This window comes from Streptomyces sp. NPDC051051, assembly GCF_040682975.1.
Lineage (GTDB): Bacteria > Actinomycetota > Actinomycetes > Streptomycetales > Streptomycetaceae > Streptomyces.
The window spans coordinates 18,963-39,827 of sequence record NZ_JBFBCB010000055.1 but is presented as its reverse complement, the minus strand read 5'-3'; the positions used below and the strand labels follow the sequence as shown (position 1 = coordinate 39,827).

General features: G+C 70.7%; 13 protein-coding genes. 9 read left to right on the top strand and 4 right to left on the bottom strand.

Annotated elements, in window-relative coordinates; translation table 11 throughout:
* The 5 genes from mtrB (at window position 1) to AB0N31_RS30735 (ending at window position 6,984) form a co-directional block, all read left to right on the top strand.
* Window positions 1-2,082 carry an MtrAB system histidine kinase MtrB gene (gene mtrB, locus AB0N31_RS30755; protein WP_366061735.1) on the top strand — a complete coding sequence of 694 codons (2,082 nt, stop codon included), beginning with the start codon at window positions 1-3 and terminating at the stop codon, window positions 2,080-2,082.
* The gene (locus tag AB0N31_RS30750; protein ID WP_366061734.1) at window positions 2,072-3,901 is read left to right on the top strand and encodes an LpqB family beta-propeller domain-containing protein; all 1,830 of its coding nucleotides are present in this window, start codon (window positions 2,072-2,074) and stop codon (window positions 3,899-3,901) included. Before mtrB ends, AB0N31_RS30750 begins: the two co-directional genes overlap by 11 nt.
* Before the next feature lie 174 nt (window positions 3,902-4,075).
* On the top strand, window positions 4,076-5,026 hold the full coding sequence (locus AB0N31_RS30745; protein WP_366061733.1) for a ComF family protein: 951 nt from the start codon (window positions 4,076-4,078) through the stop codon (window positions 5,024-5,026).
* A gap of 281 nt (window positions 5,027-5,307) precedes the next feature.
* Window positions 5,308-6,033: a ribosome-associated translation inhibitor RaiA gene (gene raiA / locus AB0N31_RS30740; protein WP_366061742.1), complete on the top strand. Its 726-nt coding sequence runs from the start codon at window positions 5,308-5,310 to the stop codon at window positions 6,031-6,033.
* A gap of 204 nt (window positions 6,034-6,237) precedes the next feature.
* The gene (locus tag AB0N31_RS30735; protein WP_366061732.1) at window positions 6,238-6,984 is read left to right on the top strand and encodes a response regulator transcription factor; all 747 of its coding nucleotides are present in this window, start codon (window positions 6,238-6,240) and stop codon (window positions 6,982-6,984) included.
* A gap of 111 nt (window positions 6,985-7,095) precedes the next feature.
* On the opposite strand, the gene AB0N31_RS30730 is transcribed toward AB0N31_RS30735, so the two are convergent.
* Entirely contained in the window at window positions 7,096-8,292 is a 1,197-nt protein-coding gene (locus AB0N31_RS30730; RefSeq protein WP_366061731.1) for a crosslink repair DNA glycosylase YcaQ family protein, read from the bottom strand.
* A gap of 58 nt (window positions 8,293-8,350) precedes the next feature.
* The gene (locus tag AB0N31_RS30725; RefSeq protein WP_366061730.1) at window positions 8,351-8,947 is read right to left on the bottom strand and encodes a GNAT family N-acetyltransferase; all 597 of its coding nucleotides are present in this window, start codon (window positions 8,945-8,947) and stop codon (window positions 8,351-8,353) included.
* A gap of 280 nt (window positions 8,948-9,227) precedes the next feature.
* Here AB0N31_RS30725 and secA point away from each other — a divergent pair, with 280 nt between their 5' ends.
* The gene (gene secA, locus AB0N31_RS30720; protein WP_366061729.1) at window positions 9,228-12,065 is read left to right on the top strand and encodes a preprotein translocase subunit SecA; all 2,838 of its coding nucleotides are present in this window, start codon (window positions 9,228-9,230) and stop codon (window positions 12,063-12,065) included.
* 122 nt (window positions 12,066-12,187) lie between these two features.
* Here secA and AB0N31_RS30715 read toward each other — a convergent pair whose 3' ends face one another.
* Window positions 12,188-12,832, bottom strand: coding sequence for an Rv3235 family protein (locus AB0N31_RS30715; protein ID WP_366061728.1), 645 nt, complete (start codon window positions 12,830-12,832; stop codon window positions 12,188-12,190).
* Between the two features lie 324 nt (window positions 12,833-13,156).
* Here AB0N31_RS30715 and AB0N31_RS30710 point away from each other — a divergent pair, with 324 nt between their 5' ends.
* Window positions 13,157-13,675, top strand: a complete 519-nt coding sequence (locus tag AB0N31_RS30710; protein WP_366061727.1) for a hypothetical protein — start codon at window positions 13,157-13,159, stop codon at window positions 13,673-13,675.
* A gap of 153 nt (window positions 13,676-13,828) precedes the next feature.
* On the top strand, window positions 13,829-14,494 hold the full coding sequence (locus AB0N31_RS30705; protein ID WP_366061726.1) for an HAD hydrolase-like protein: 666 nt from the start codon (window positions 13,829-13,831) through the stop codon (window positions 14,492-14,494).
* 148 nt (window positions 14,495-14,642) lie between these two features.
* Here the strand turns inward: AB0N31_RS30705 and AB0N31_RS30700 are convergent, their stop codons facing one another.
* On the bottom strand, window positions 14,643-15,209 hold the full coding sequence (locus AB0N31_RS30700; protein WP_366061724.1) for a DJ-1/PfpI family protein: 567 nt from the start codon (window positions 15,207-15,209) through the stop codon (window positions 14,643-14,645).
* Window positions 15,210-15,909: 700 nt separating this feature from the next.
* Between AB0N31_RS30700 and AB0N31_RS30695 the strand changes: the two genes are divergently transcribed.
* Window positions 15,910-20,865 (top strand): NAD-glutamate dehydrogenase, encoded by a 4,956-nt coding sequence (locus AB0N31_RS30695; RefSeq protein WP_366061723.1) that lies wholly within the window; start codon window positions 15,910-15,912, stop codon window positions 20,863-20,865.

The following is a 20,865-nucleotide window of genomic DNA, read 5'->3' as shown; positions in this document are numbered from 1 at the left end:
ATGTCCAAGGACAGTGCCGCTTCGGCCCCCGGCCGGTCCGGGGCCCGTCCGGAGCGGCCTGTCGGCCCGCGGCAGACGGGATCGCGCTTCGCCCACCTCTTCGCCGGCGGGCTCCTCCAGGGCGGCGTGCGCAACAGCCCCGTCCTGCGGCTGCTGCTGCGCTGGATACGCAGGCCGCTGCTGCCCGTCATGCGGCTGTGGCGGCGCAACATCCAGCTCAAGGTCGTCGCCACGACCCTGCTGATGTCGCTGGGCGTCGTCCTGCTGCTCGGCTTCGTCGTCATCGGGCAGGTACGCAACGGGCTGCTCGACGCCAAGGTCAAGGCCTCCCAGAGCCAGGCCACCGGCGGCTTCGCCGTGGCCAAGCAGAAGGCCGACGAAGCGGCCGGCGCCGCCGCCGACGCCGGAAACAGCCCGGACGGCCGCGGCTCCCAGAACGTCATCGAATGGATGAGCGAACTCGTGCTGTCGCTGTCCAGCGGCGGCCAGGGCGCCTTCGACGTGGTCACCCTGCCCCCCGGCGACGACAGCGGCGGCGGTGGACGCGGACCACGGGCCTCCGGCTCCGTCGACCCCAACAAGAGCGTCCCCGACGTCCTGCGCGAACGCGTCAACAGCAGCACCGGCGCCGTCCAGAGGTACTCCCGCATCATCTACCTCAGCGACAAGGAGTCCCAGCCGGCCCTCGTCATCGGCAAACGGGTCAACGACCCCAACGGCGACCCCTACGAGCTGTACTACCTCTTCCCGCTCACCCAGGAGGAGAAGTCCCTCAGCCTCGTCAGGGGCACCCTCGCCACCGCCGGACTCTTCGTCGTCGTCCTCCTCGGAGCCATCGCCTGGCTCGTCGTACGGCAGGTCGTCACTCCCGTGCGGATGGCCGCCGGCATCGCCGAACGCCTCTCCGCCGGACACCTCCAGGAACGCATGAAGGTCACCGGCGAGGACGACATCGCACGACTCGGCGAAGCCTTCAACAAGATGGCGCAGAACCTCCAGCTCAAGATCCAGCAGCTGGAGGACCTGTCACGGATGCAACGGCGGTTCGTGTCCGACGTGTCGCACGAGCTGCGCACACCCCTGACGACCGTACGGATGGCCGCCGACGTCATCCACGAGGCCCGCGAGGACTTCGACCCCGTCACCGCCCGCTCGGCGGAACTCCTCGCCGACCAGCTCGACCGCTTCGAATCCCTCCTCGCCGACCTCCTCGAGATCAGCCGCTTCGACGCGGGCGCCGCCGCCCTCGAGGCCGAACCCGTCGACCTGCGCGAAGTCGTACGCCGTGTCGTCAGCGGAGCCGCACCGCTCGCCGAACGCAAGGGCACGTCCATACGCGTCCGCGGCGACCAGCAGCCCGTCGTCGCCGAAGCCGACGCCCGCCGGGTGGAACGCGTCCTGCGCAACCTCGTCGTCAACGCCGTCGAACACGGCGACGGCAAGGACGTCGTCGTCAAACTCGCCAGCGCCGGCGGAGCCGTCGCCATCGCCGTCCGCGACTACGGCGTCGGACTCAAGCCCGGTGAGGCCACCCGCGTGTTCAGCCGCTTCTGGCGCGCCGACCCGGCACGCGCGCGTACCACCGGCGGCACCGGCCTCGGACTGTCCATCGCCCTGGAGGACGCCCGCCTGCACGGCGGCTGGCTCCAGGCCTGGGGCGAACCCGGAGGCGGCTCACAGTTCCGGCTCACCCTGCCCAGGACCGCGGACGAACCCCTGCGGGGCTCACCGATACCCCTGGAACCCAAGGACTCCCGCCGCAACCGCGGACTCAACGAAGCAGGCCTACCGCGCGGCGGAAGCGAGAAGAGCGCCACCGTGCCCCTCCAGCCCGCCCGTGAGCAGCGTCCACCCGGACGGGCACCCCTGACACCCCGACAGGGCACCGTGGCCGCCACCGCCGACCCGACGGCACTGCCCGGCAACGGCGCGCGCGTCGTGCCCCGGCCCGCCTCCGACACCCGCCCACCGGACCCGCCCACCGGGGACGGGGCACATGGTGGGACACCCGGCGGAACGAGCCGGACGGACAGGGAAACCGACGGCGCGAAAGAACAAGGGGAGGCATTCCGTGGGCGCTGACCGCGAGGGGGGACGCCGGCGCACGCCGGTGCGCGGGACGGCGTACGCCGTGTGTGGCGTCGTACTGCTGGCGGGATGCGCCTCGATGCCCGACAGCGGCGACCTGCGCGGCGTCGAATCCACCCCCCGCCAGGAGACACAGGTCCGGGTCTTCGCCATGCCGCCCCGCGACGACGCTCCGCCCGCCGAGATCGTCCAGGGCTTCCTCGAAGCCCTGACCAGCGACGACCCCGGCTACTCCACCGCGCGCCAGTACCTCACCCCCAGCGCCGCACAGCAGTGGAGACCCGAACGCTCCACCACGGTCCTCGCGGACGGGCCGGGCACCCAGGCCGACCGCTCCGGCAGCAGGGAGAACGGCGACGACTTCGCCTTCCGGCTGACCGGCACCCGCGTCGCCACCATCGACGCCCAGCAGTCCTACACCCCCGCCTCCGGCGACTACGACCAGACGGTGCACCTGACGCGCGACAAGAAGACCGGGCACTGGCGCATCGACGCGCTGCCCGAAGGCGTCGTCATGGGCAAGTCCGACTTCCAGCGCAACTACATGTCGCTCAACAAGTACTACTTCGCCTCCCACACCACCTCCGCCGGCTCCGGACAACCCATGGCCGTCGCCGACCCCGTCTACGTCCGCGAACGCGTCGACCCCATGACCGAGATGGTGCGCTCCCTGCTCAACGGGCCCACCAGCTGGCTGCGCCCCGTCGTCCGCTCCAGCTTCCCCACCGGCACCGCCCTCACCGCCGGCGTCACCTCCCTGGCACCCGACGACCAGAACAAGCTCACCGTGCCGCTCAACGACAAGGCGGCCCGCATCGGCCACGGCAAGTGCGACGAAATGGCCGCGCAACTGCTGTTCACCCTCCAGAGCCTCAACCCCATCGTCGACGAGGTCGAAGTACGCGCCGGCGGAAACCAGCTCTGCTCCCTCACCGAGGACCGGGCCGCCGCCGTCGCCGAACGCGGAGCGGAACGCCGACCCGACTACCTGTACTTCATCGACGCCCACCACCGCCTGGTACGCAGGACGAACGCCGGCGACAGCGCCGGATCCGAAGCCGTACCCGGCGCACTCGGCGACGGCACCCAGGCCCTGCGCTCGGTCGCCGTGTCCCGCGACGAACACAGCGCGGCAGGCGTCGCCCTCGACGGCAAGGCGCTCTACGTCACCTCCACCGTCGCCGGCAACTCCCTCGGCGAACCCGTCCTCCTGAGCAAGGGGAAAACCGAGACCGACCGGCTCACCACCCCCAGCTGGGACGCCCAGGGCGACCTGTGGGTCGCCGACCGCGACCCCGCCGACCCGCGCCTGCTCCTCCTGGAGAAGGGCGGCGGCGAGCCGCTGCAGGTCCTCACCCCCGGCCTCGACGGACGGATCAACACCGTACGGGTCGCCGCCGACGGCGTACGGATCGCGCTCGTCGTCGACCAGGGCGGCAAGCAGTCCCTGCTCATCGGGCGGATCGAACACGACAGGAGCGGCGAACGGCCCACCGTCGCCGTCCGGGAACTGCGCTCCGCGACCCCCGACCTGGAACAGGTCACCGCCATGTCGTGGGCCGGGGACAACAGGCTCGTCGTCGTCGGCCGCGAAGCCGGCGGAGTCGAACAGGTCCAGTACGTCCAGAGCGACGGCTCCATCCCCGAGACCGGCACGCTCCCCGGCCTCACCGAGGTCACGAGCATCGCCGCCTCCGAGGACAGCGAGGCTCCCCTCTTCGCCACCTCGAAGGAGGGCCTGCTGTGGCTGCCCGGCGGGAGCGGCTGGCGGACGCTGAAGGAGACCGGCTCCGTCGCGTTCTACCCGGGGTGAGGACGGCCGCGTTCCGACGGGGGTCGGGCCGGCGCACCCGGCAGGCCTGATCCTCGTCCGGCATCATGCTCGCCGGGCCTGGTCCTTCGGGCCCTCCGGGACTTTCCACAGGCCCGCGGCAGACCTTTTCCACAGGGGTGGCAGGCCCTCCCCGGCCTCGGCACAGTGATCGGTGTGGAAAGCGTTCGGCGGTGGTGGCAGGACCTCTCCGGCCTGGTCCTCCCGGCCGAGTGCGGCGGCTGCGGCACGGCGCGCACCGTGCTCTGCCACTGGTGCCGCGCCGCGCTCCACGGCACCATGCCCCGCCGGGTCCGGCCGGACCCCGAGCCGCCCGGGCTGCCCGCCGTGCACGCGGCCGCCCGGTACGCGGACGAGGTACGGGCCGTGCTGCTGGCCCACAAGGAGCGCGGCGCGCTGGCGCTGACGCGACCGCTGGGGACGGCGCTGGCGGGGGCGGTGCGGGTGGGGCTGAGGGAGGCGGGGGAGGGGGAGGCGGGGGAGGGGCCCCCACCCCCATTGGGAGCCGTGCTTCTCGTCCCCGTCCCCTCCGCGCGCCGGGCCACCCGTTCCCGGGGTCATGATCCGGCCCGGCGGATCGCGCTGGCCGCGGCGGCGGAGCTGCGGGCGACCGGGGCGCCGGTGCGGGTGGCCGCGGTGTTGCGGCAGCGGCGGGTGGTGGCCGATCAGACGGGGCTCAACTCTCAGCAGCGGTTGGACAATCTGTTCGGCGCGCTGGCGGTGGCGGCCGGTGGCGCGCGGCTGCTGTGCGGTGCGGACGCGGTGGTGCTCGTCGACGACCTGGTGACGACCGGTGCCTCTCTCGCCGAGGCCGCGCGTGCCGTGCGGGCGGCGTTGGAGACGCACCGGGCCGCCGAGTCGGTCGGCCCGGCGGCGGCGGACACGCACCGGGCTGGGCCGGCCGGCCGGGCGGTGGGTGAAGAGTGCGTGGCCGCTGTGTACGACAGCGCTGCCCGGGAAGGCAGTGGAGTACGACCGTCCGAAGCGCGGAAGGGAGGTACGGACCCGGTGCTGGTGCGGATGCCGGGCGCGGCACGGTCCGCCTGCCTGCTCTGCGCGGCCGTTGTCGCGGCGCCGCCGGGCGCTTTCGAAATAAACCGGAACTGACCGAGGGTCGGTGTCGTTGCAGGTATTGAGAGGACCAATTCACCTGAACGGGGGTACGCGGCAGTAGAGGGTGACGACATCCGTCCGGGCGAGATATGTTCGGTTGTGAGGGAAAGCCGCAGGCCAGACCTCTCGAATCCGAATGCCGTGCTGCGCTTTGAGGTAATCACCGTGGCATCTGGGGTGGAGATCTCGCCCATGGGGGAGGAGGAGGTGGAAGTCACCGAGTCCGAGGTTCCGGTGTCCACCGGAACCTGGTGCAAAAGGGAGATGCTCCGCCGCTGATGCGGAGCGATCCGGGAACGGAGTTCTGCGTGGACATCGTCGTCAAGGGCCGCAAGACCGAGGTGCCCGAGCGGTTCCGCAAGCACGTGGCCGAGAAGCTGAACCTGGAGAAGATCCAGAAGCTCGACGGCAAGGTGATGAGCCTCGACGTCGAGGTGTCCAAGGAGCCGAACCCCCGACAGGCCGACCGGTGCGACCGAGTGGAGATCACGCTCCGCTCCCGCGGTCCGGTGATCCGTGCGGAGGCAGCGGCCAGCGACCCGTACGCGGCACTCGATCTGGCGGCGGAGAAGCTGGATGCCCAGCTGCGCAAGCAGCACGACAAGCGTTACACCCGGCGCGGCGCGCGGCGGATCTCGGCGGCGGAGGTCGCCGACCACGTACCGGGCGTCGCGACCCTCGGCAGCAATGGCCACCCCGTCCCGTCCGAAGAGTCCGACAGCGTGCCGACGAAGAAGATCGGGTCGCTCGAGGTGCAGGGCGACGGCCCGCTCGTGGTGCGCGAGAAGACCCATGTGGCCGCCCCCATGACTCTTGACCAGGCTCTTTACGAGATGGAGCTGGTCGGGCACGACTTCTACCTCTTCGTCGACTCCGAGACGAAGGAGCCGAGCGTCGTCTACCGGCGGCACGCTTACGACTACGGCGTGATCCACCTCAACACGGACCCGATGGTCGCCCAGGCCGCGACCCCCGAGGCGGGCGGCGCGCTGGGCGGCTGACCCCGCCCCGGTGACAGCTGAACAGGTGCCCCTGGAGCGCGTGTGCGCCCCCAGGGGCACCCCTGTGCGCCCCTTCGGGCACCGCTTCGTCACCGGGTTGTCGTCCGGGCATGGAATCATGGCGGCAACGGCTCAACCGGTGGGTCGTTGCCTTGCGTTGACGATGGCACGCGACCACGGCCACAGCCTTCAGGGGGAGGAACGATGGCGGACAGCTTCGGACCGATGCATGACGGGGATGCCGTCGAGGGCGTCGTCGGCACGGGCCCGGACGGAGGCGCTTCCCGCAAGGAGCCGATCAGGGTTCTGGTGGTGGACGATCACGCCCTGTTCCGCCGCGGGCTGGAGATCGTGCTTGCCGCGGAGGAGGACATCCAGGTCGTCGGGGAGGCGGGGGACGGGGCGGAGGCCGTGGACAAGGCGGCCGATCTGCTGCCCGACATCGTGCTGATGGACGTACGGATGCCGAAGCGCGGGGGTATCGAGGCGTGCACCTCGATCAAGGAGGTGGCTCCCAGCGCGAAGATCATCATGTTGACGATCAGCGACGAGGAGGCCGATCTCTACGAGGCGATCAAGGCGGGTGCGACGGGTTATCTCCTGAAGGAGATCTCCACGGACGAGGTGTCCACGGCCATTCGGGCGGTGGCGGACGGGCAGTCGCAGATCAGTCCCTCGATGGCGTCGAAACTGCTGACCGAGTTCAAATCGATGATCCAGCGCACCGATGAGCGCAGGCTGGTGCCCGCGCCGCGGTTGACGGACCGTGAGCTGGAAGTGCTCAAGCTTGTCGCGACGGGGATGAACAACCGGGACATCGCCAAGGAGTTGTTCATCTCCGAGAACACCGTGAAGAACCATGTGCGGAACATTCTGGAGAAGTTGCAGCTGCACTCCAGGATGGAAGCGGTGGTGTATGCGATGCGGGAGAAGATTCTCGAGATCCGGTAGCTCCGGTGGCTCCGGTGGCTCCGGTGGCTCCGGTGGTTTCGATGCGTTGGTCCCGGAGCGGTGGTCGTGTGCGGTGGCCCTGTGCAGGGCTCCGCGCGGTCGGGGTGGCGGTCAGCCCAGGATCCGGGCGAGTTCCTGGGTGAGGGGGCCGCGCAGTTCGGGAGCGTCGACGCGTTCCACTCGTACGTCCGTGCAGTTCACCCAGCTCGCCGCCTCGGCGAGGGCCTGTGCGACGGCGGGGACGGCCTTGGGGCCGTCCAGGGTGATCTGCCGGGCGACGAGGGTGCGGCCCTCGCGGGCGGGGTCGACGCGGCCGACGAGCCGGCCGCCGGCGAGTACCGGCATGGCGAAGTAGCCGTGGATCCGCTTGGGTTTGGGCACGTAGGCCTCCAGGCGGTGGGTGAAGCCGAAGATGCGCTCGGTGCGGGCCCGTTCCCAGATGAGGGAGTCGAACGGGGACAGCAGCGTCGTGCGGTGGCGGCCGCGGGGCGCCGTCTCCAGGGCCGCCGGGTCGGCCCAGGCCGGTTTTCCCCAGCCGGCGACGGTGACCGGGACCAGACCGGAGTCGGCGATCACCGCGTCGACCTGTTCGCCCTTGAGGCGGTGGTAGTCGGCGATGTCCGCGCGCGTGCCGACGCCCAGGGCGCGGCCGGCGAGGCCGACCAGGCGGCGCAGGCATTCGGCGTCGTCGAGTTCGTCGTGCAGCAGGTCGGCGGGGACGGCGCGTTCGGCGAGGTCGTAGACCCGTTTCCAGCCGCGGCGTTCGACGCAGACCACTTCGCCGTACATCAGGGCGCGTTCGACGGCGACCTTGGTGCCGGACCAGTCCCACCACTCGCTGGTCTTCTTGGCGCCGCCCAGTTCGGTGGCGGTGAGGGGGCCCTCGGTGCGCAGTTGCTTGACGACCTGGTCGTAGGTGCCGTCGGGGAGGGCGTGGTGCCAGTGCGGGCGGTTGCGGTAGGCGCGGCGGCGGAAGGCGAAGTGGGGCCACTCCTCGATGGGGAGGATGCACGCGGCGTGGGACCAGTACTCGAAGGCGTGGGGCCGGGCGTCGGGTGTGCCGGGGGTGGGCTTCCAGTAGGCGTCCTCGACGGTGGTGCGGCCGACGGCTCCGAGGCGGGCGTAGGGGATGAGTTCGTGGGAGCGGGCGAGGACGGAGATGGTGTCGAGCTGGACGGCGCCGAGGTGGCGCAGGACGCCGCGGACGCCGGCTCTGCGGTCGGGGGCGCCGAGGAAGCCCTGGGCGCGCAGGGCGATGCGGCGGGCCTCGTCCGCGGAGAGTTCGGTGGCGGGGGGCGGTGTCGTCATGCTGCGCACGATAGGGGGTGGGTCTGACAGTCGGTACCGGGCTGCGGGTCGCCCGTGCTCAGGTGGGGTCGGAGGCGGGGCCGGGGTGCGCCGGTGCCGGGAGGTAGGGGGCCGTCGAGGGCAGGCCGAGGTCGGAGGGGAGCAGGGAGGCCACCCAGCAGTCGCGTCGTACGCCCTTGTTGTTGATCGCGGAGCGCAGGGTGCCCTCCAGGGTGAAGCCGGCGTTTCGGGCGACCGCGAGGGAGGCGGTGTTTCCGACCTCCGCGCGCCATTCGACGCGGTCGACGGCGAGGTGGGTGAAGGCCCAGCGGGAGGCGGTGACGGTGGCCTCGGTGGTGTAGCCGTGGCCGCGGTGTTCCCTGGTGGTCCAGAAGCCGATCTCGGCGGTGTCGAGGGAGCGCATGGTGAGGCTGAGGAGGCCGGTGAGGCTGCCGTCGGGGAGGAAGACGCCGAAGGTGAACACCGTGCGGTTCGCCCAGCCTTCGGGGGCGAGCTGTCCGGTGAAGCCGCGGGCGTGTTCGGCGCGGTAGGGGGAGGGGATGGTGGTCCAGCGCTGGATGTCGGGGTCCTGGGCGGCGGCGTGGACCGCGTCGGTGTCCCGGGGGCCGACCGGGCGCAGGACGAGGCGGTCGGTGGTGAGGGTGACGGGTTCCATCGGCCGATTCTGCGCGCGGGGCCGGTGCGGGCGCCATCCTTTCGCGGTGGGTGAGCGGGTGGTCACTTTTTGCGCAATTCGTCCGGCGGGCGCGGCACCATCGGCGGGGCCCGGCCGTTGTGCCTGTGACGGAGAAATCCTGCGCCGCCGTGAGGCGGTGTGCGGTCCGCGTCACGGCAGGCCTCCCGGCGTGGCGGGGTCCTCGCATACGATGGCCGTTGCTCAGTAAGTCAAATGAAACCGACCGTCCCAGGCCCGACCGGCAAGGAGACCAACCCCCGTGTCCGTCCTCTCGAAGATCATGCGTGCAGGCGAAGGCAAGATCCTGCGCAAGCTGCACCGCATCGCGGACCAGGTCAACTCCATCGAAGAGGACTTCGTCGACCTCTCCGACGCCGAGCTGCGGGCCCTCACCGATGAGTACAAGCAGCGGTACGCCGACGGCGAGACGCTGGACGACCTGCTGCCGGAGGCGTTCGCCACGGTGCGTGAGGCCGCCAAGCGCGTGCTGGGCCAGCGTCACTACGACGTGCAGATCATGGGTGGTGCCGCCCTGCACCTCGGCTATGTCGCCGAGATGAAGACCGGTGAGGGCAAGACCCTGGTGGGCACGCTGCCCGCGTATCTGAACGCCCTGTCGGGTGACGGCGTTCACCTGATCACGGTCAACGACTACCTGGCCGAGCGCGACTCCGAGATGATGGGCCGTGTCCACAAGTTCCTCGGGCTGTCGGTCGGTTGCATCCTCGCCAACATGACGCCGGCCCAGCGCCGCGAGATGTACGCCTGCGACATCACGTACGGCACGAACAACGAGTTCGGTTTCGACTACCTGCGCGACAACATGGCATGGTCCCAGGACGAGCTCGTCCAGCGCGGCCACAACTTCGCGATCGTCGACGAGGTCGACTCCATCCTGGTCGACGAGGCGCGTACGCCGCTGATCATCTCGGGTCCGGCGGACCAGGCGACGAAGTGGTACGGCGATTTCGCCAAGCTGGTCCTGCGTCTCAAGCGAGGCGAGGCGGGCAACCCGCTCAAGGGCATCGAGGAGACCGGCGACTACGAGGTCGACGAGAAGAAGCGCACGGTCGCCATCCACGAGACCGGTGTCGCCAAGGTCGAGGACTGGCTGGGCATCGACAACCTCTACGAGTCGGTGAACACGCCTCTGGTGGGCTACCTGAACAACGCCATCAAGGCGAAGGAGCTCTTCAAGAAGGACAAGGACTACGTCGTCATCGACGGCGAGGTCATGATCGTCGACGAGCACACCGGCCGTATCCTCGCGGGCCGCCGCTACAACGAGGGCATGCACCAGGCGATCGAGGCGAAGGAAGGGGTGGACATCAAGGACGAGAACCAGACGCTCGCGACGATCACCCTGCAGAACTTCTTCCGCCTGTACAAGCGCCACGACCACGACGGCAAGGAACTGCCGGGCCTGTCCGGCATGACCGGTACGGCGATGACCGAGGCCGCCGAGTTCCACCAGATCTACAAGCTCGGCGTGGTGCCGATCCCGACGAACAAGCCGATGATCCGCAAGGACCAGTCGGACCTCATCTACCGCACCGAGGTCGCGAAGTTCGAGGCGGTCGTCGACGACATCGCCGAGAAGCACGAGAAGGGCCAGCCGATCCTCGTCGGTACGACGTCGGTCGAGAAGTCCGAGTACCTGTCCCAGCAGCTCAGCAAGCGGGGCATCCAGCACGAGGTGCTGAACGCCAAGCAGCACGACCGTGAGGCGCAGATCGTCGCGCAGGCGGGCCGCAAGGGCGCTGTGACGGTGGCCACGAACATGGCCGGTCGTGGTACGGACATCAAGCTGGGCGGCAACCCGGAGGACCTCGCGGAGGCGGAGCTGCGCCAGCGCGGTCTCGACCCGGAGGAGCACATCGAGGAGTGGGCCGCGGCGCTGCCGGCCGCCCTGGAGAAGGCCGTGCAGGCCGTCAAGGCGGAGAAGGAGCAGGTCGAGGAGCTCGGCGGGCTGTACGTGCTGGGTACCGAGCGGCACGAGTCGCGGCGTATCGACAACCAGCTGCGTGGTCGTTCCGGCCGTCAGGGTGACCCTGGCGAGTCCCGCTTCTACCTGTCGCTGGGCGACGACCTGATGCGTCTGTTCAAGGCGCAGATGGTGGAGCGCGTGATGTCCATGGCGAACGTGCCGGACGACGTGCCGATCGAGAACAAGATGGTCACGCGGGCCATCGCGTCCGCGCAGTCGCAGGTCGAGACGCAGAACTTCGAGACGCGCAAGAACGTCCTGAAGTACGACGAGGTCCTCAACCGTCAGCGCGAGGTCATCTACGGCGAGCGGCGTCGTGTCCTGGAGGGCGAGGACCTTCAGGAGCAGATCCACCACTTCATGGACGACACGATCGACGCGTACGTGTCGGCGGAGACCGCCGAGGGCTTCGCCGAGGACTGGGACCTGGACCGGCTCTGGGGCGCCTTCAAGCAGCTGTACCCGGTGAAGATCACCGTGGAGGAGCTGGAGGAGGCGGCCGGCGACCGCGCGGGGCTCACCGCCGAGTTCATCGCCGAGTCGATCAAGGACGACATCCGCGAGCAGTACGAGTCGCGGGAGAAGCAGCTCGGTTCCGAGATCATGCGTGAGCTGGAGCGGCGGGTCGTGCTGTCGGTCCTGGACCGCAAGTGGCGTGAGCACCTCTACGAGATGGACTACCTCCAGGAGGGCATCGGCCTGCGCGCGATGGCGCAGAAGGACCCGCTGGTGGAGTACCAGCGTGAGGGCTTCGACATGTTCTCCGCGATGATGGACGGCATCAAGGAGGAGTCCGTCGGCTACCTGTTCAACCTGGAGGTCCAGGTCGAGCAGCAGGTCGAGGAGGTGCCGGTCGAGGACGCGGCGCCGGTCGACATGGAGAAGCAGGACGTGGTGCCGGCGCAGGCTCGTCCGGAGATCCGCGCCAAGGGTCTGGACGCCCCGCAGCGGCGCAACCTGCACTTCTCGGCGCCGACCGTGGACGGCGAGGGCGGCACCGTCGAGGGTGACTTCGAGAGCGACGAGGAGCCCGTGCGCTCGGAGGCGGACGGTCTGACGCGCGCGGAGCGGCGCAAGCAGGCGAAGGCCGGACGGCGTCGTAAGAAGTAGTTCTCGTAAGAAGTAGTCATGGTCGTCACGGGCCGGACCACCCGAGGGTGGTCCGGCCCGTCGGCGTTCGCGGGGCGGTGTGCCGCTCGCCCCGTTCTCCCGGCGTGGCGGGGAAGGGCTGCTCAGTCGTTGTCGGTGTGGGGCCTGCGGGGGCCGCCGAGTTCCACCGCCGTGCACCGCCAGCGGCGGTCCGTGCCGCGCTCCAGGCGGAACGCCATCGCACGCAGGCGGTCACCCGCGCCGATGCGGGCGAAGACCTCCAGGGCGCCGGGACGGGCGACGTAGTAGCCGATGTCGCGTACGACGGGGTGGGTGCCGCGGGTGGTGCGCAGGGGGCCGCTCTCGGCGAGGTGCGCCAGGTCGTCGTAGGCGCGGCCGACGGTGTGCCGGAGCATCGAGTGGACGGGGCGGCGGCCGCTGAGGACGGCGAGGAGCCGGTCGGCGAAGAGATCGGTGGGGCTGGGCTGTCCGGGCTGGACGAGGGACCTGCGGGGGCTCTGGGCGGGAACGGTGTGCGTCGTCGTGTGTGTCGTGGGGAGCGGTGTGGCGCGGGGTGCGCCGACGGTGGTGCTGGGGCGGTTGTCGGCGGGGCGGGTGCGGGCGGAGGGGAGGGTGCCGGGTGAGCCGGGCGGACGGCCGCCGGCGGGGGCCGGGCGGGTCCCGCCGCTCGGGACCCGGGGCGGGGTGCCGGCGGGGCGGCGGGTGTCGCCGCGGCCGGGCGGGCGGCCGCCGGGAGTGCGCTGCGTCCTCGTCATGACCTTGTTCATGGTTGTCCCCGTTCACTGGGCCCGGCCGACATCGCCTACCAGGCGGTAACTTGCGCTGGAGATCTTGTACTCGGTCGCACTGTGTGACGGCAAGTGAGCTGAAAGTGGTGGTTGCGGGTCGGGCGGTTTCACCTATCAGGGTGGTGAGGGAGGGGAGAAGTCCAGGTGGGGGCGGTGTGGGGGGTGAATTACGAGGCGCGGGGTGGACGTCCGGGAAGGCGCGGACAGGGACCCGAATAGAGGACGCCCGCACGTATCCTGGAGGCCCTCCGGAGATGCGGGGGACACCGAGCGGAGCCTTCGACCACGAAAGAGCGGCCCATCATGCGCGTCTACGTCCCCCTGACCCTCCCCGGTCTTGCCGAGGCGCACACGACGGGAGAACTGGGGTCGTCCGGGCAGCTCGTCGCCTGTGCCGTCACGCCCGGACTGCGCGAGTGGTACGTCTCCGACGACATCGAGGAACTGGAGTACGCGGCCCTCGGCCGGGCCGCGCTCGCCTCGCTGCGGCTGCTGGCGTCGGACCCCGCGGCGCCCCGGCGGCGCGTGGTGGTCGCCGTCGACGTACCGGACGGCGCGGCCGTGTCGGACCCCGACCGCGCCCTGGACCCGGCGGCGCTCGGCGAGGTCCGGGTGACCGGACCCGTGCGACTGGCCAAGGCGGCCGCCGTGCACATCGACGCCGACGACGCGGAGGCCGACGTGACCGCCGCGGTCGCGGCGCTGCCGGCGGCTGACGCCGGTGACGACGACGCCCAGTTCGTGGTCGACGGCGCCGAGGATCACGAACTGCTGTGGTTCGCCGTGCAGGAGATCGCCAACCTGGTGGAATCCGAACGCTGAGGACGGGACCGACGGACCCGGACCCGGACCGTGGGCCCTGGACCACGCGCCTTGGACCGAGGGCCCGGCGCCCGGTGGTCCCGTGGCGCGAGTCACCGCTGTCCCGAGTCACCGCTGTCCCGGGTGTCGGTGGGGGCGGGTACGTTTGCGGGTATGGGGAAGCAGGCCGGGGCACACATCGTGTGGGACTGGAACGGGACGCTGTTCCACGACAACGACGCCATCATCGGAGCCACGAACGCGGCGTTCGTCGAGCTGGGGCTGGAGCCGATCACGCTCGAGCGGTACCGGGCGCTGTACTGCGTACCGGTGCCCAAGTTCTACGAGCGGCTGCTGGGCAGACTGCCCACCGACGCCGAGTGGCAGGTCATGGACGAGGTCTTCCACCGGTACTACGCCGAGCACCGGGTGCGGTGCGGGCTCACCACCGGGGCGGCGGAGCTGCTCGCCGGATGGAGTTCGGCGGGCCGCAGCCAGTCGCTGCTGAGCATGTACGTGCACGACGAGCTGGTCCCGCTGGTCCGGGGGTTCGGGATCGAGCCGTACTTCGTCCGCGTCGACGGGCGGACCGGGCCGTCCGGCGGCAGCAAGGCCGAGCACATGGTGCGCCATCTGGAAACCCTGGCCGAGGTCGACGTGGAGCGCACCGTGGTCATCGGGGACGCCGCCGACGACGCGGTGGCGGCGTTGCACGTGGGCGCGCGGGCCGTGCTGTACACCGGGGGGTCGCACGGCCGGGCCAGCCTGGAGGGCGTCGGCGTGCCCGTGGTGGACACCCTCCAGGAGGCCGTCGAGACGGCGGAGCGGATGGCCGCCTGACGGGGTGTCCCCCGGATCGCCGCCTGTCGGGGTGCCCCGGGTGCGGCGCCGCCGGGAGGGCCGCACCGCCGAGCCGGGGCCGGGGCCGGGCCGGATGGCGGAAGCCGTGCGACGCGACCCGTGCGAGGGAGGCCGTGCGCCGGCCCCGTCAGGTCGCCGGTGCCTTCGTGCGCAGCACCTTCAGGAACTCGCGCATCCACGCGGGGTGGTCCGGCCAGGCCCGGGAGGAGACCAGCGTGCCGTCGACGACCGCCTCGGCGTCCTGGAAGGTCGCGCCGGCGCTCTGCATGTCGAGTTCCAGAGCCGGGTACGCCGTGACGCGGCGGCCCGACAGCCCGTCCACCGCGGCGGTCAGCAGCGGCCCGTGGCAGATCTGGGCGACCGGCTTGTCCGTGTCGAAGAACGACTTGAGGATCTTGCGCAGCTCGGGATCGTTGCGCAGGTACTCGGGGGCGCGTCCGCCGGGGATCACGACGGCGGCGTACGCGCCGGGGTCGACCTCCGAGAAGGCGAGGTCGGCGGGCCAGGTGTAGCCGGGTTTCTCGGTGTAGGTGTCGAAGCCTGGTTCGAAGTCGTGGACGACGAAGCGGAGCTGCTTGCGGGCGGGAGCGGCGATGTGGACCTCGTAGCCCTCCTCGCGCAGGCGCTGATAGGGGTAGAGGACTTCCAGGGACTCCGCTGCGTCGCCGGTGACGATGAGGATCTTCGTGGTCATGTCGGGCGGCTCCTCTCGGGCGGGCGCTCTCCTTGGGCAACCTGCCTCCTGGGCGCGGCCTCGCCAAGAGGTGGGTCGCTCTCAGAGTGCCCGGGGCCGGGACCGGCGTCGACTTTTCCCGCACCCGCCCGCCATGCCGTCTTCCCGCCGTGCCGTCTTCCCGCCACGCGCCCTTCCCGCCCTCCCGGCTTCCGCGTGCCCCGCCGCCCCGCCCGCCCCCCTGGTTCCGACGGTTCCGGTCCGTCCCTTCACACACCACTCCCCGCCGCACCCCTGTGCAGAACGTCAAACTTCCACCCCCGGTTTTGTACACATACGGCTCATGACGGGCCCCCGGTGGGGAGCGATAGCCTTGGTGGCGTGATCAGCGCGATAGCTCGCGGGGGTGCGGTTGCCCCTGCCCCGCGCCCGGTGCGTGCGGACGACATCCGCAGCCGGGCGTCAGTCGCTGGTCCTCGCGGGCGGGACGGGGCCACCAGGGCCCCCAGGACGCCGTACACACCCCACGAGCAGGCGGCGCGGAGAGCAGCGTCACACCTGCGGGACACGTCGGGAATGGCTGATAACCCCCCGCTCCTCTCATCCTGCGGCATAGCGTCGGAACAGCCCGGAGACCCCGGGCCGTGGCGTCGAGCCGCAGGGGAAGAGACCGTACTTCCTTCTACGTCACGCAACGGCGCGCGACAGGAGCCAGAGGACAATGCAGACCAAGCTGGACGAAGCCAAGGCCGAGCTGCTCGAACGGGCGGCCCGGGTCGCTGAGAACAGTCCGGTCGGAGGGCACCTACCGACCGGGACGACGGGCGAGGGCGGTCCGGGGATCCCGGGCACGCCGGACCACGCGTCCGTGCTCTCGTTCCTCCAGCGCTACTACCTGCACACCGCTGCGGAGGACCTCACCGACCGCGACCCGGTCGATGTCTTCGGAGCAGCCTTCTCGCACTACCGACTGGCGGAGAACCGCCCCCAGGGCACCGCGAACGTGCGCGTCCACACGCCGACCGTCGAGGAGAACGGCTGGACGTGCAGCCACTCCGTCGTCGAGGTCGTCACCGACGACATGCCCTTCCTCGTGGACTCCGTGACGAACGAGCTGACCCGTCAGGGCCGCGGGATCCACCTCGTCATCCACCCGCAGGTCGTCGTCCGCAGGGACGTCACCGGCCGGCTCATCGAGGTGCTCAAGGCGCCCCCGGCCGCCGCCGACCTGCCGCACGACGCGCACATCGAGTCCTGGATCCACGTCGAGACGGACCGCGAGACCGACCGCGCCGACCTCAAGCAGATCACCGCCGACCTGCTGCGTGTCCTGTCCGACGCCCGCGAGGCCGTCGAGGACTGGGAGAAGATGCGCGACGCCGCCCTGCGGATCGCCGACGACCTGCCGGGCGAGCCCGTGCCCGGCGACCTGGCCTCGCCCGACGTGGAGGAGGCCCGCGAGCTGCTGCGCTGGCTGGCCGACAACCACTTCACCTTCCTCGGCTACCGCGAGTACCAGCTGCGCGCCGACGACTCCCTCGCGGCCGTCCCCGGCACCGGGCTCGGCATCCTGCGCTCCGACCCGCATCACGCCGAGGGCGACGCCCACCCGGTCAGCCCCTCCTTCGAGCGGCTCCCGGCCGACGCCCGCGCCAAGGCGCGCGAGCACAAGCTGCTCATCCTGACCAAGGCCAACAGCCGGGCCACCGTGCACCGGCCGTCGTACCTGGACTACATCGGCGTCAAGAAGTTCGACGCCGAGGGGAACGTCGTCGGTGAGCGCCGCTTCCTCGGGCTGTTCTCCTCCGCCGCCTACACCGAGTCCGTGCTGCGGGTGCCGGTCGTGCGCCGCAAGGTCGACAGTGTGCTGAAGGGCGCCGGGTTCTCGCCCAACAGCCACGACGGGCGCGACCTGCTCCAGATCATGGAGACCTACCCGCGCGACGAGCTGTTCCAGACGCCGGTCGACGAACTGCGTTCCATCGTCACGTCCGTGCTCTACCTCCAGGAGCGGCGCCGGCTGCGGCTCTACCTGCGCCAGGACGAGTACGGCCGCTACTACTCGGCCCTCGTCTACCTGCCCCGCGACCGCTACACCACCGGCGTACGGCTGCGGATCATCGACATCCTCAAGGAGGAACTGGGCGGCATCAGCGTCGACTTCACCGCCTGGAACACCGAGTCGATCCTGTCCCGCCTGCACTTCGTCGTCCGGGTCCCGCAGGGCACCGAGCTGCCGCAGCTGTCCGACGGCGACAAGGAACGCATCGAGGCGCGGCTCGTCGAGGCGGCCCGCTCCTGGGAGGACGCCTTCCAGGACGCGCTCAACGCCGAACTCGGCGAGGAGCGGACGGCGGAGCTGCTGCGCCGCTACAGCAACGCCTTCCCCGAGGGCTACAAGGCCGATCACACGCCGCGCTCCGCGGTCGCCGACCTCGTCCACATCGAGCGGCTCACCGAGGAGCAGAACTTCTCGCTCAGCCTGTACGAGCCGGTGGGCGCCGCCCCCGACGAGCGCCGCTTCAAGATCTACCGCAAGGGTGACTCGATCTCCCTGTCGGCGGTGCTGCCGGTGCTCAACCGGCTCGGCGTCGAGGTCGTCGACGAGCGGCCCTACGAGCTGCGCTGCTCCGACCGCAGTGTCGCCTGGATCTACGACTTCGGCCTGCGGCTGCCCAAGTCGCTGGGCGGCGGCGCCGGCGACCAGCTCGGCGACGACGGGCGCGAGCGGTTCCAGGAGGCGTTCGCCGCCACCTGGACCGGCAAGGCGGAGAACGACAGCTTCAACGCCCTGGTGCTGAGCGCCGGGCTCGGCTGGCGGCAGGCGATGGTGCTGCGGGCGTACGCGAAGTACCTGCGGCAGGCCGGTTCCACCTTCAGCCAGGACTACATGGAGGACACCCTCCGCACGAACGTCCACACCACCCGGCTGCTCGTCTCGCTGTTCGAGGCGAGGATGTCGCCCGACCGGCAGCGCGCCGGGCGCGAGATCGTCGACGCGCTGCTGGAGGAGCTGGACGCCGCCCTCGACCAGGTGGCCTCCCTCGACGAGGACCGGATCCTGCGGTCCTTCCTCACCGTCATCAAGGCGACCCTGCGCACGAACTTCTTCCAGTGCACCGCGGACGGCGCCCCGCACGACTACGTGTCGATGAAGTTCGACCCGCAGGCCATCCCCGACCTGCCGGCGCCGCGCCCCGCCTTCGAGATCTGGGTGTACTCGCCGCAGGTGGAGGGCGTGCACCTGCGGTTCGGGAAGGTCGCGCGCGGCGGCCTGCGCTGGTCCGACCGGCGTGAGGACTTCCGCACCGAGGTCCTCGGCCTGGTCAAGGCGCAGATGGTGAAGAACACCGTCATCGTGCCGGTCGGCGCCAAGGGCGGCTTCGTCGCCAAGCAGCTGCCCGACCCGGGCGTCGACCGGGACGCCTGGCTCGCCGAGGGCATCGCCAGCTACCGGACGTTCATCTCGGCGCTGCTCGACATCACCGACAACATGGTCGCCGGGGAGGTCGTGCCGCCGGCCGACGTCGTCCGGCACGACGAGGACGACACCTACCTGGTGGTCGCCGCCGACAAGGGCACGGCGACGTTCTCCGACATCGCCAACGAGGTCGCGCAGTCGTACGACTTCTGGCTCGGTGACGCCTTCGCCTCCGGAGGCTCCGCGGGCTACGACCACAAGGCGATGGGCATCACCGCCCGCGGCGCCTGGGAGTCCGTGAAGCGGCACTTCCGCGAGTTGGGCGTGAACACGCAGGTCGAGGACTTCACCGTCGTCGGCATCGGGGACATGTCCGGTGACGTGTTCGGCAACGGCATGCTGCTCTCCGAGCACATCCGGCTCGTGGCCGCCTTCGACCACCGCCACATCTTCATCGACCCCGAGCCCGACGCGGCGACCTCCTACGCCGAGCGCCGCCGCCTGTTCGAGCTGCCGCGCTCCAGCTGGGCCGACTACGACACCGCGTTGCTGTCGGCGGGCGGCGGCGTCTTCCCCCGCACGGCGAAGGCGATCCCCGTCAACGCGCACATCCGGGCGGCCCTCGGCATCGAGGACAAGGTCACCAAGGTGACCCCGGCCGACCTGATGAAGGCCATCCTCAAGGCGCCGGTGGACCTGCTGTGGAACGGCGGCATCGGTACGTACGTGAAGTCGTCGGCGGAGTCGAACGCCGACGTCGGCGACAAGGCCAACGACGCCATCCGCGTCGACGGCGCCGACCTGCGCGCGAGCGTCGTCGGCGAGGGCGGCAACCTGGGCCTGACCCAGCTCGGCCGGATCGAGTACGCGCGCGGCGGCGGCAAGATCAACACCGATGCCATCGACAACAGCGCGGGCGTGGACACCTCCGACCACGAGGTGAACATCAAGATCCTGCTCAACGGCCTGGTCACCGACGGCGACATGACGGTCAAGCAGCGCAACAAGCTGCTCGCCGAGATGACCGACGAGGTCGGCGCCCTCGTCCTGCGCAACAACTACGCGCAGAACACCGCCATCGCCAACGCCCTGGCCCAGTCCAAGGACATGCTCCACGCCCAGCAGCGCTTCATGCGCCACCTGGTCCGCGAGGGCCACCTCGACCGGGCGCTGGAGTTCCTGCCCACCGACCGGCAGATCCGTGAGCGGCTCTCCTCCGGTCACGGCCTGACCGGGCCCGAGACGGCCGTCCTCATGGCGTACACGAAGATCACGGTGTCGGACGAGCTGCTGCGCACCTCGCTGCCCGAGGACCCCCACCTGCGCGGACTGCTGTACTCGTACTTCCCGACCGCGCTGCGCGAGCAGTTCGCGGAGCAGATCGACAACCACCCGCTGCGCCGCGAGATCACCACGACGGTCCTGGTCAACGACACCGTCAACACCGGCGGTACGACCTACCTGCACCGTCTGCGGGAGGAGACCGGCGCCTCGCTGGAGGAGATCGTGCGGGCGCAGACCGCGGCCCGGGCGATCTTCCGCTCGGCGCCGGTGTGGGACGCGGTCGAGGAGCTCGACAACCAGGTCGAGGCCGCCGTCCAGACCCGCATCCGGCTGCACTCGCGCCGCCTGGTCGAACGCGGCACCCGCTGGCTGCTCAACAACCGGCCGCAGCCGGTGCAGCTCGCCGAGACCGTCGACTTCTTCGCCGACCGCGTCGAGCAGGTCTGGGGGCAGCTGACGAAGCTGCTGCGCGGCGCGGACCTGGAGTGGTGGCAGCAGATCTACGACGAGCTGACCGGCGCCGGCGTGCCCGACGAGGTCGCCACCCGGGTCGCCGGGTTCTCGTCCGTGTTCCCCGCCCTCGACATCGTGTCGGTGGCCGACCGCATGGACCGGGACCCGCTGGACGTCGCCGAGGTGTACTACGACCTCGCCGACCGGCTGCACATCACCCAGCTCATGGACCGCATCATCGAGCTGCCGCGCGCCGACCGCTGGCAGTCCATGGCCCGCGCCTCCATCCGCGAGGACCTGTACGCGGCCCACGCGGCGCTCACCGCGGACGTCCTGGCCGTCGGCAACGGCACCTCGACGCCCGAGCAGCGGTTCACGGCGTGGGAGGAGAAGAACGCGGCGATCCTGGGCCGGGCGCGCACCACGCTGGAGGAGATCCAGAGCTCGGAGACCTTCGACCTCGCCAACCTGTCGGTGGCGATGCGGACCATGCGGACGCTGCTGCGGACGCACTCGTAG

Excerpts from the sequence above, each read along its gene's own strand:
- mtrB (WP_366061735.1), top strand. The coding sequence starts at position 1 with ATGTCCAAGGACAGTGCCGCTTCGGCCCCCGGCCGGTCCGGGGCCCGT.
- AB0N31_RS30735 (WP_366061732.1), top strand. The coding sequence starts at position 6,238 with ATGGCGGACAGCTTCGGACCGATGCATGACGGGGATGCCGTCGAGGGC.
- AB0N31_RS30730 (WP_366061731.1), bottom strand. The coding sequence starts at position 8,292 with ATGACGACACCGCCCCCCGCCACCGAACTCTCCGCGGACGAGGCCCGC.
- AB0N31_RS30725 (WP_366061730.1), bottom strand. The coding sequence starts at position 8,947 with ATGGAACCCGTCACCCTCACCACCGACCGCCTCGTCCTGCGCCCGGTC.
- AB0N31_RS30715 (WP_366061728.1), bottom strand. The coding sequence starts at position 12,832 with ATGAACAAGGTCATGACGAGGACGCAGCGCACTCCCGGCGGCCGCCCG.
- AB0N31_RS30710 (WP_366061727.1), top strand. The coding sequence starts at position 13,157 with ATGCGCGTCTACGTCCCCCTGACCCTCCCCGGTCTTGCCGAGGCGCAC.
- AB0N31_RS30705 (WP_366061726.1), top strand. The coding sequence starts at position 13,829 with ATGGGGAAGCAGGCCGGGGCACACATCGTGTGGGACTGGAACGGGACG.
- AB0N31_RS30700 (WP_366061724.1), bottom strand. The coding sequence starts at position 15,209 with ATGACCACGAAGATCCTCATCGTCACCGGCGACGCAGCGGAGTCCCTG.
- AB0N31_RS30695 (WP_366061723.1), top strand. The coding sequence starts at position 15,910 with ATGCAGACCAAGCTGGACGAAGCCAAGGCCGAGCTGCTCGAACGGGCG.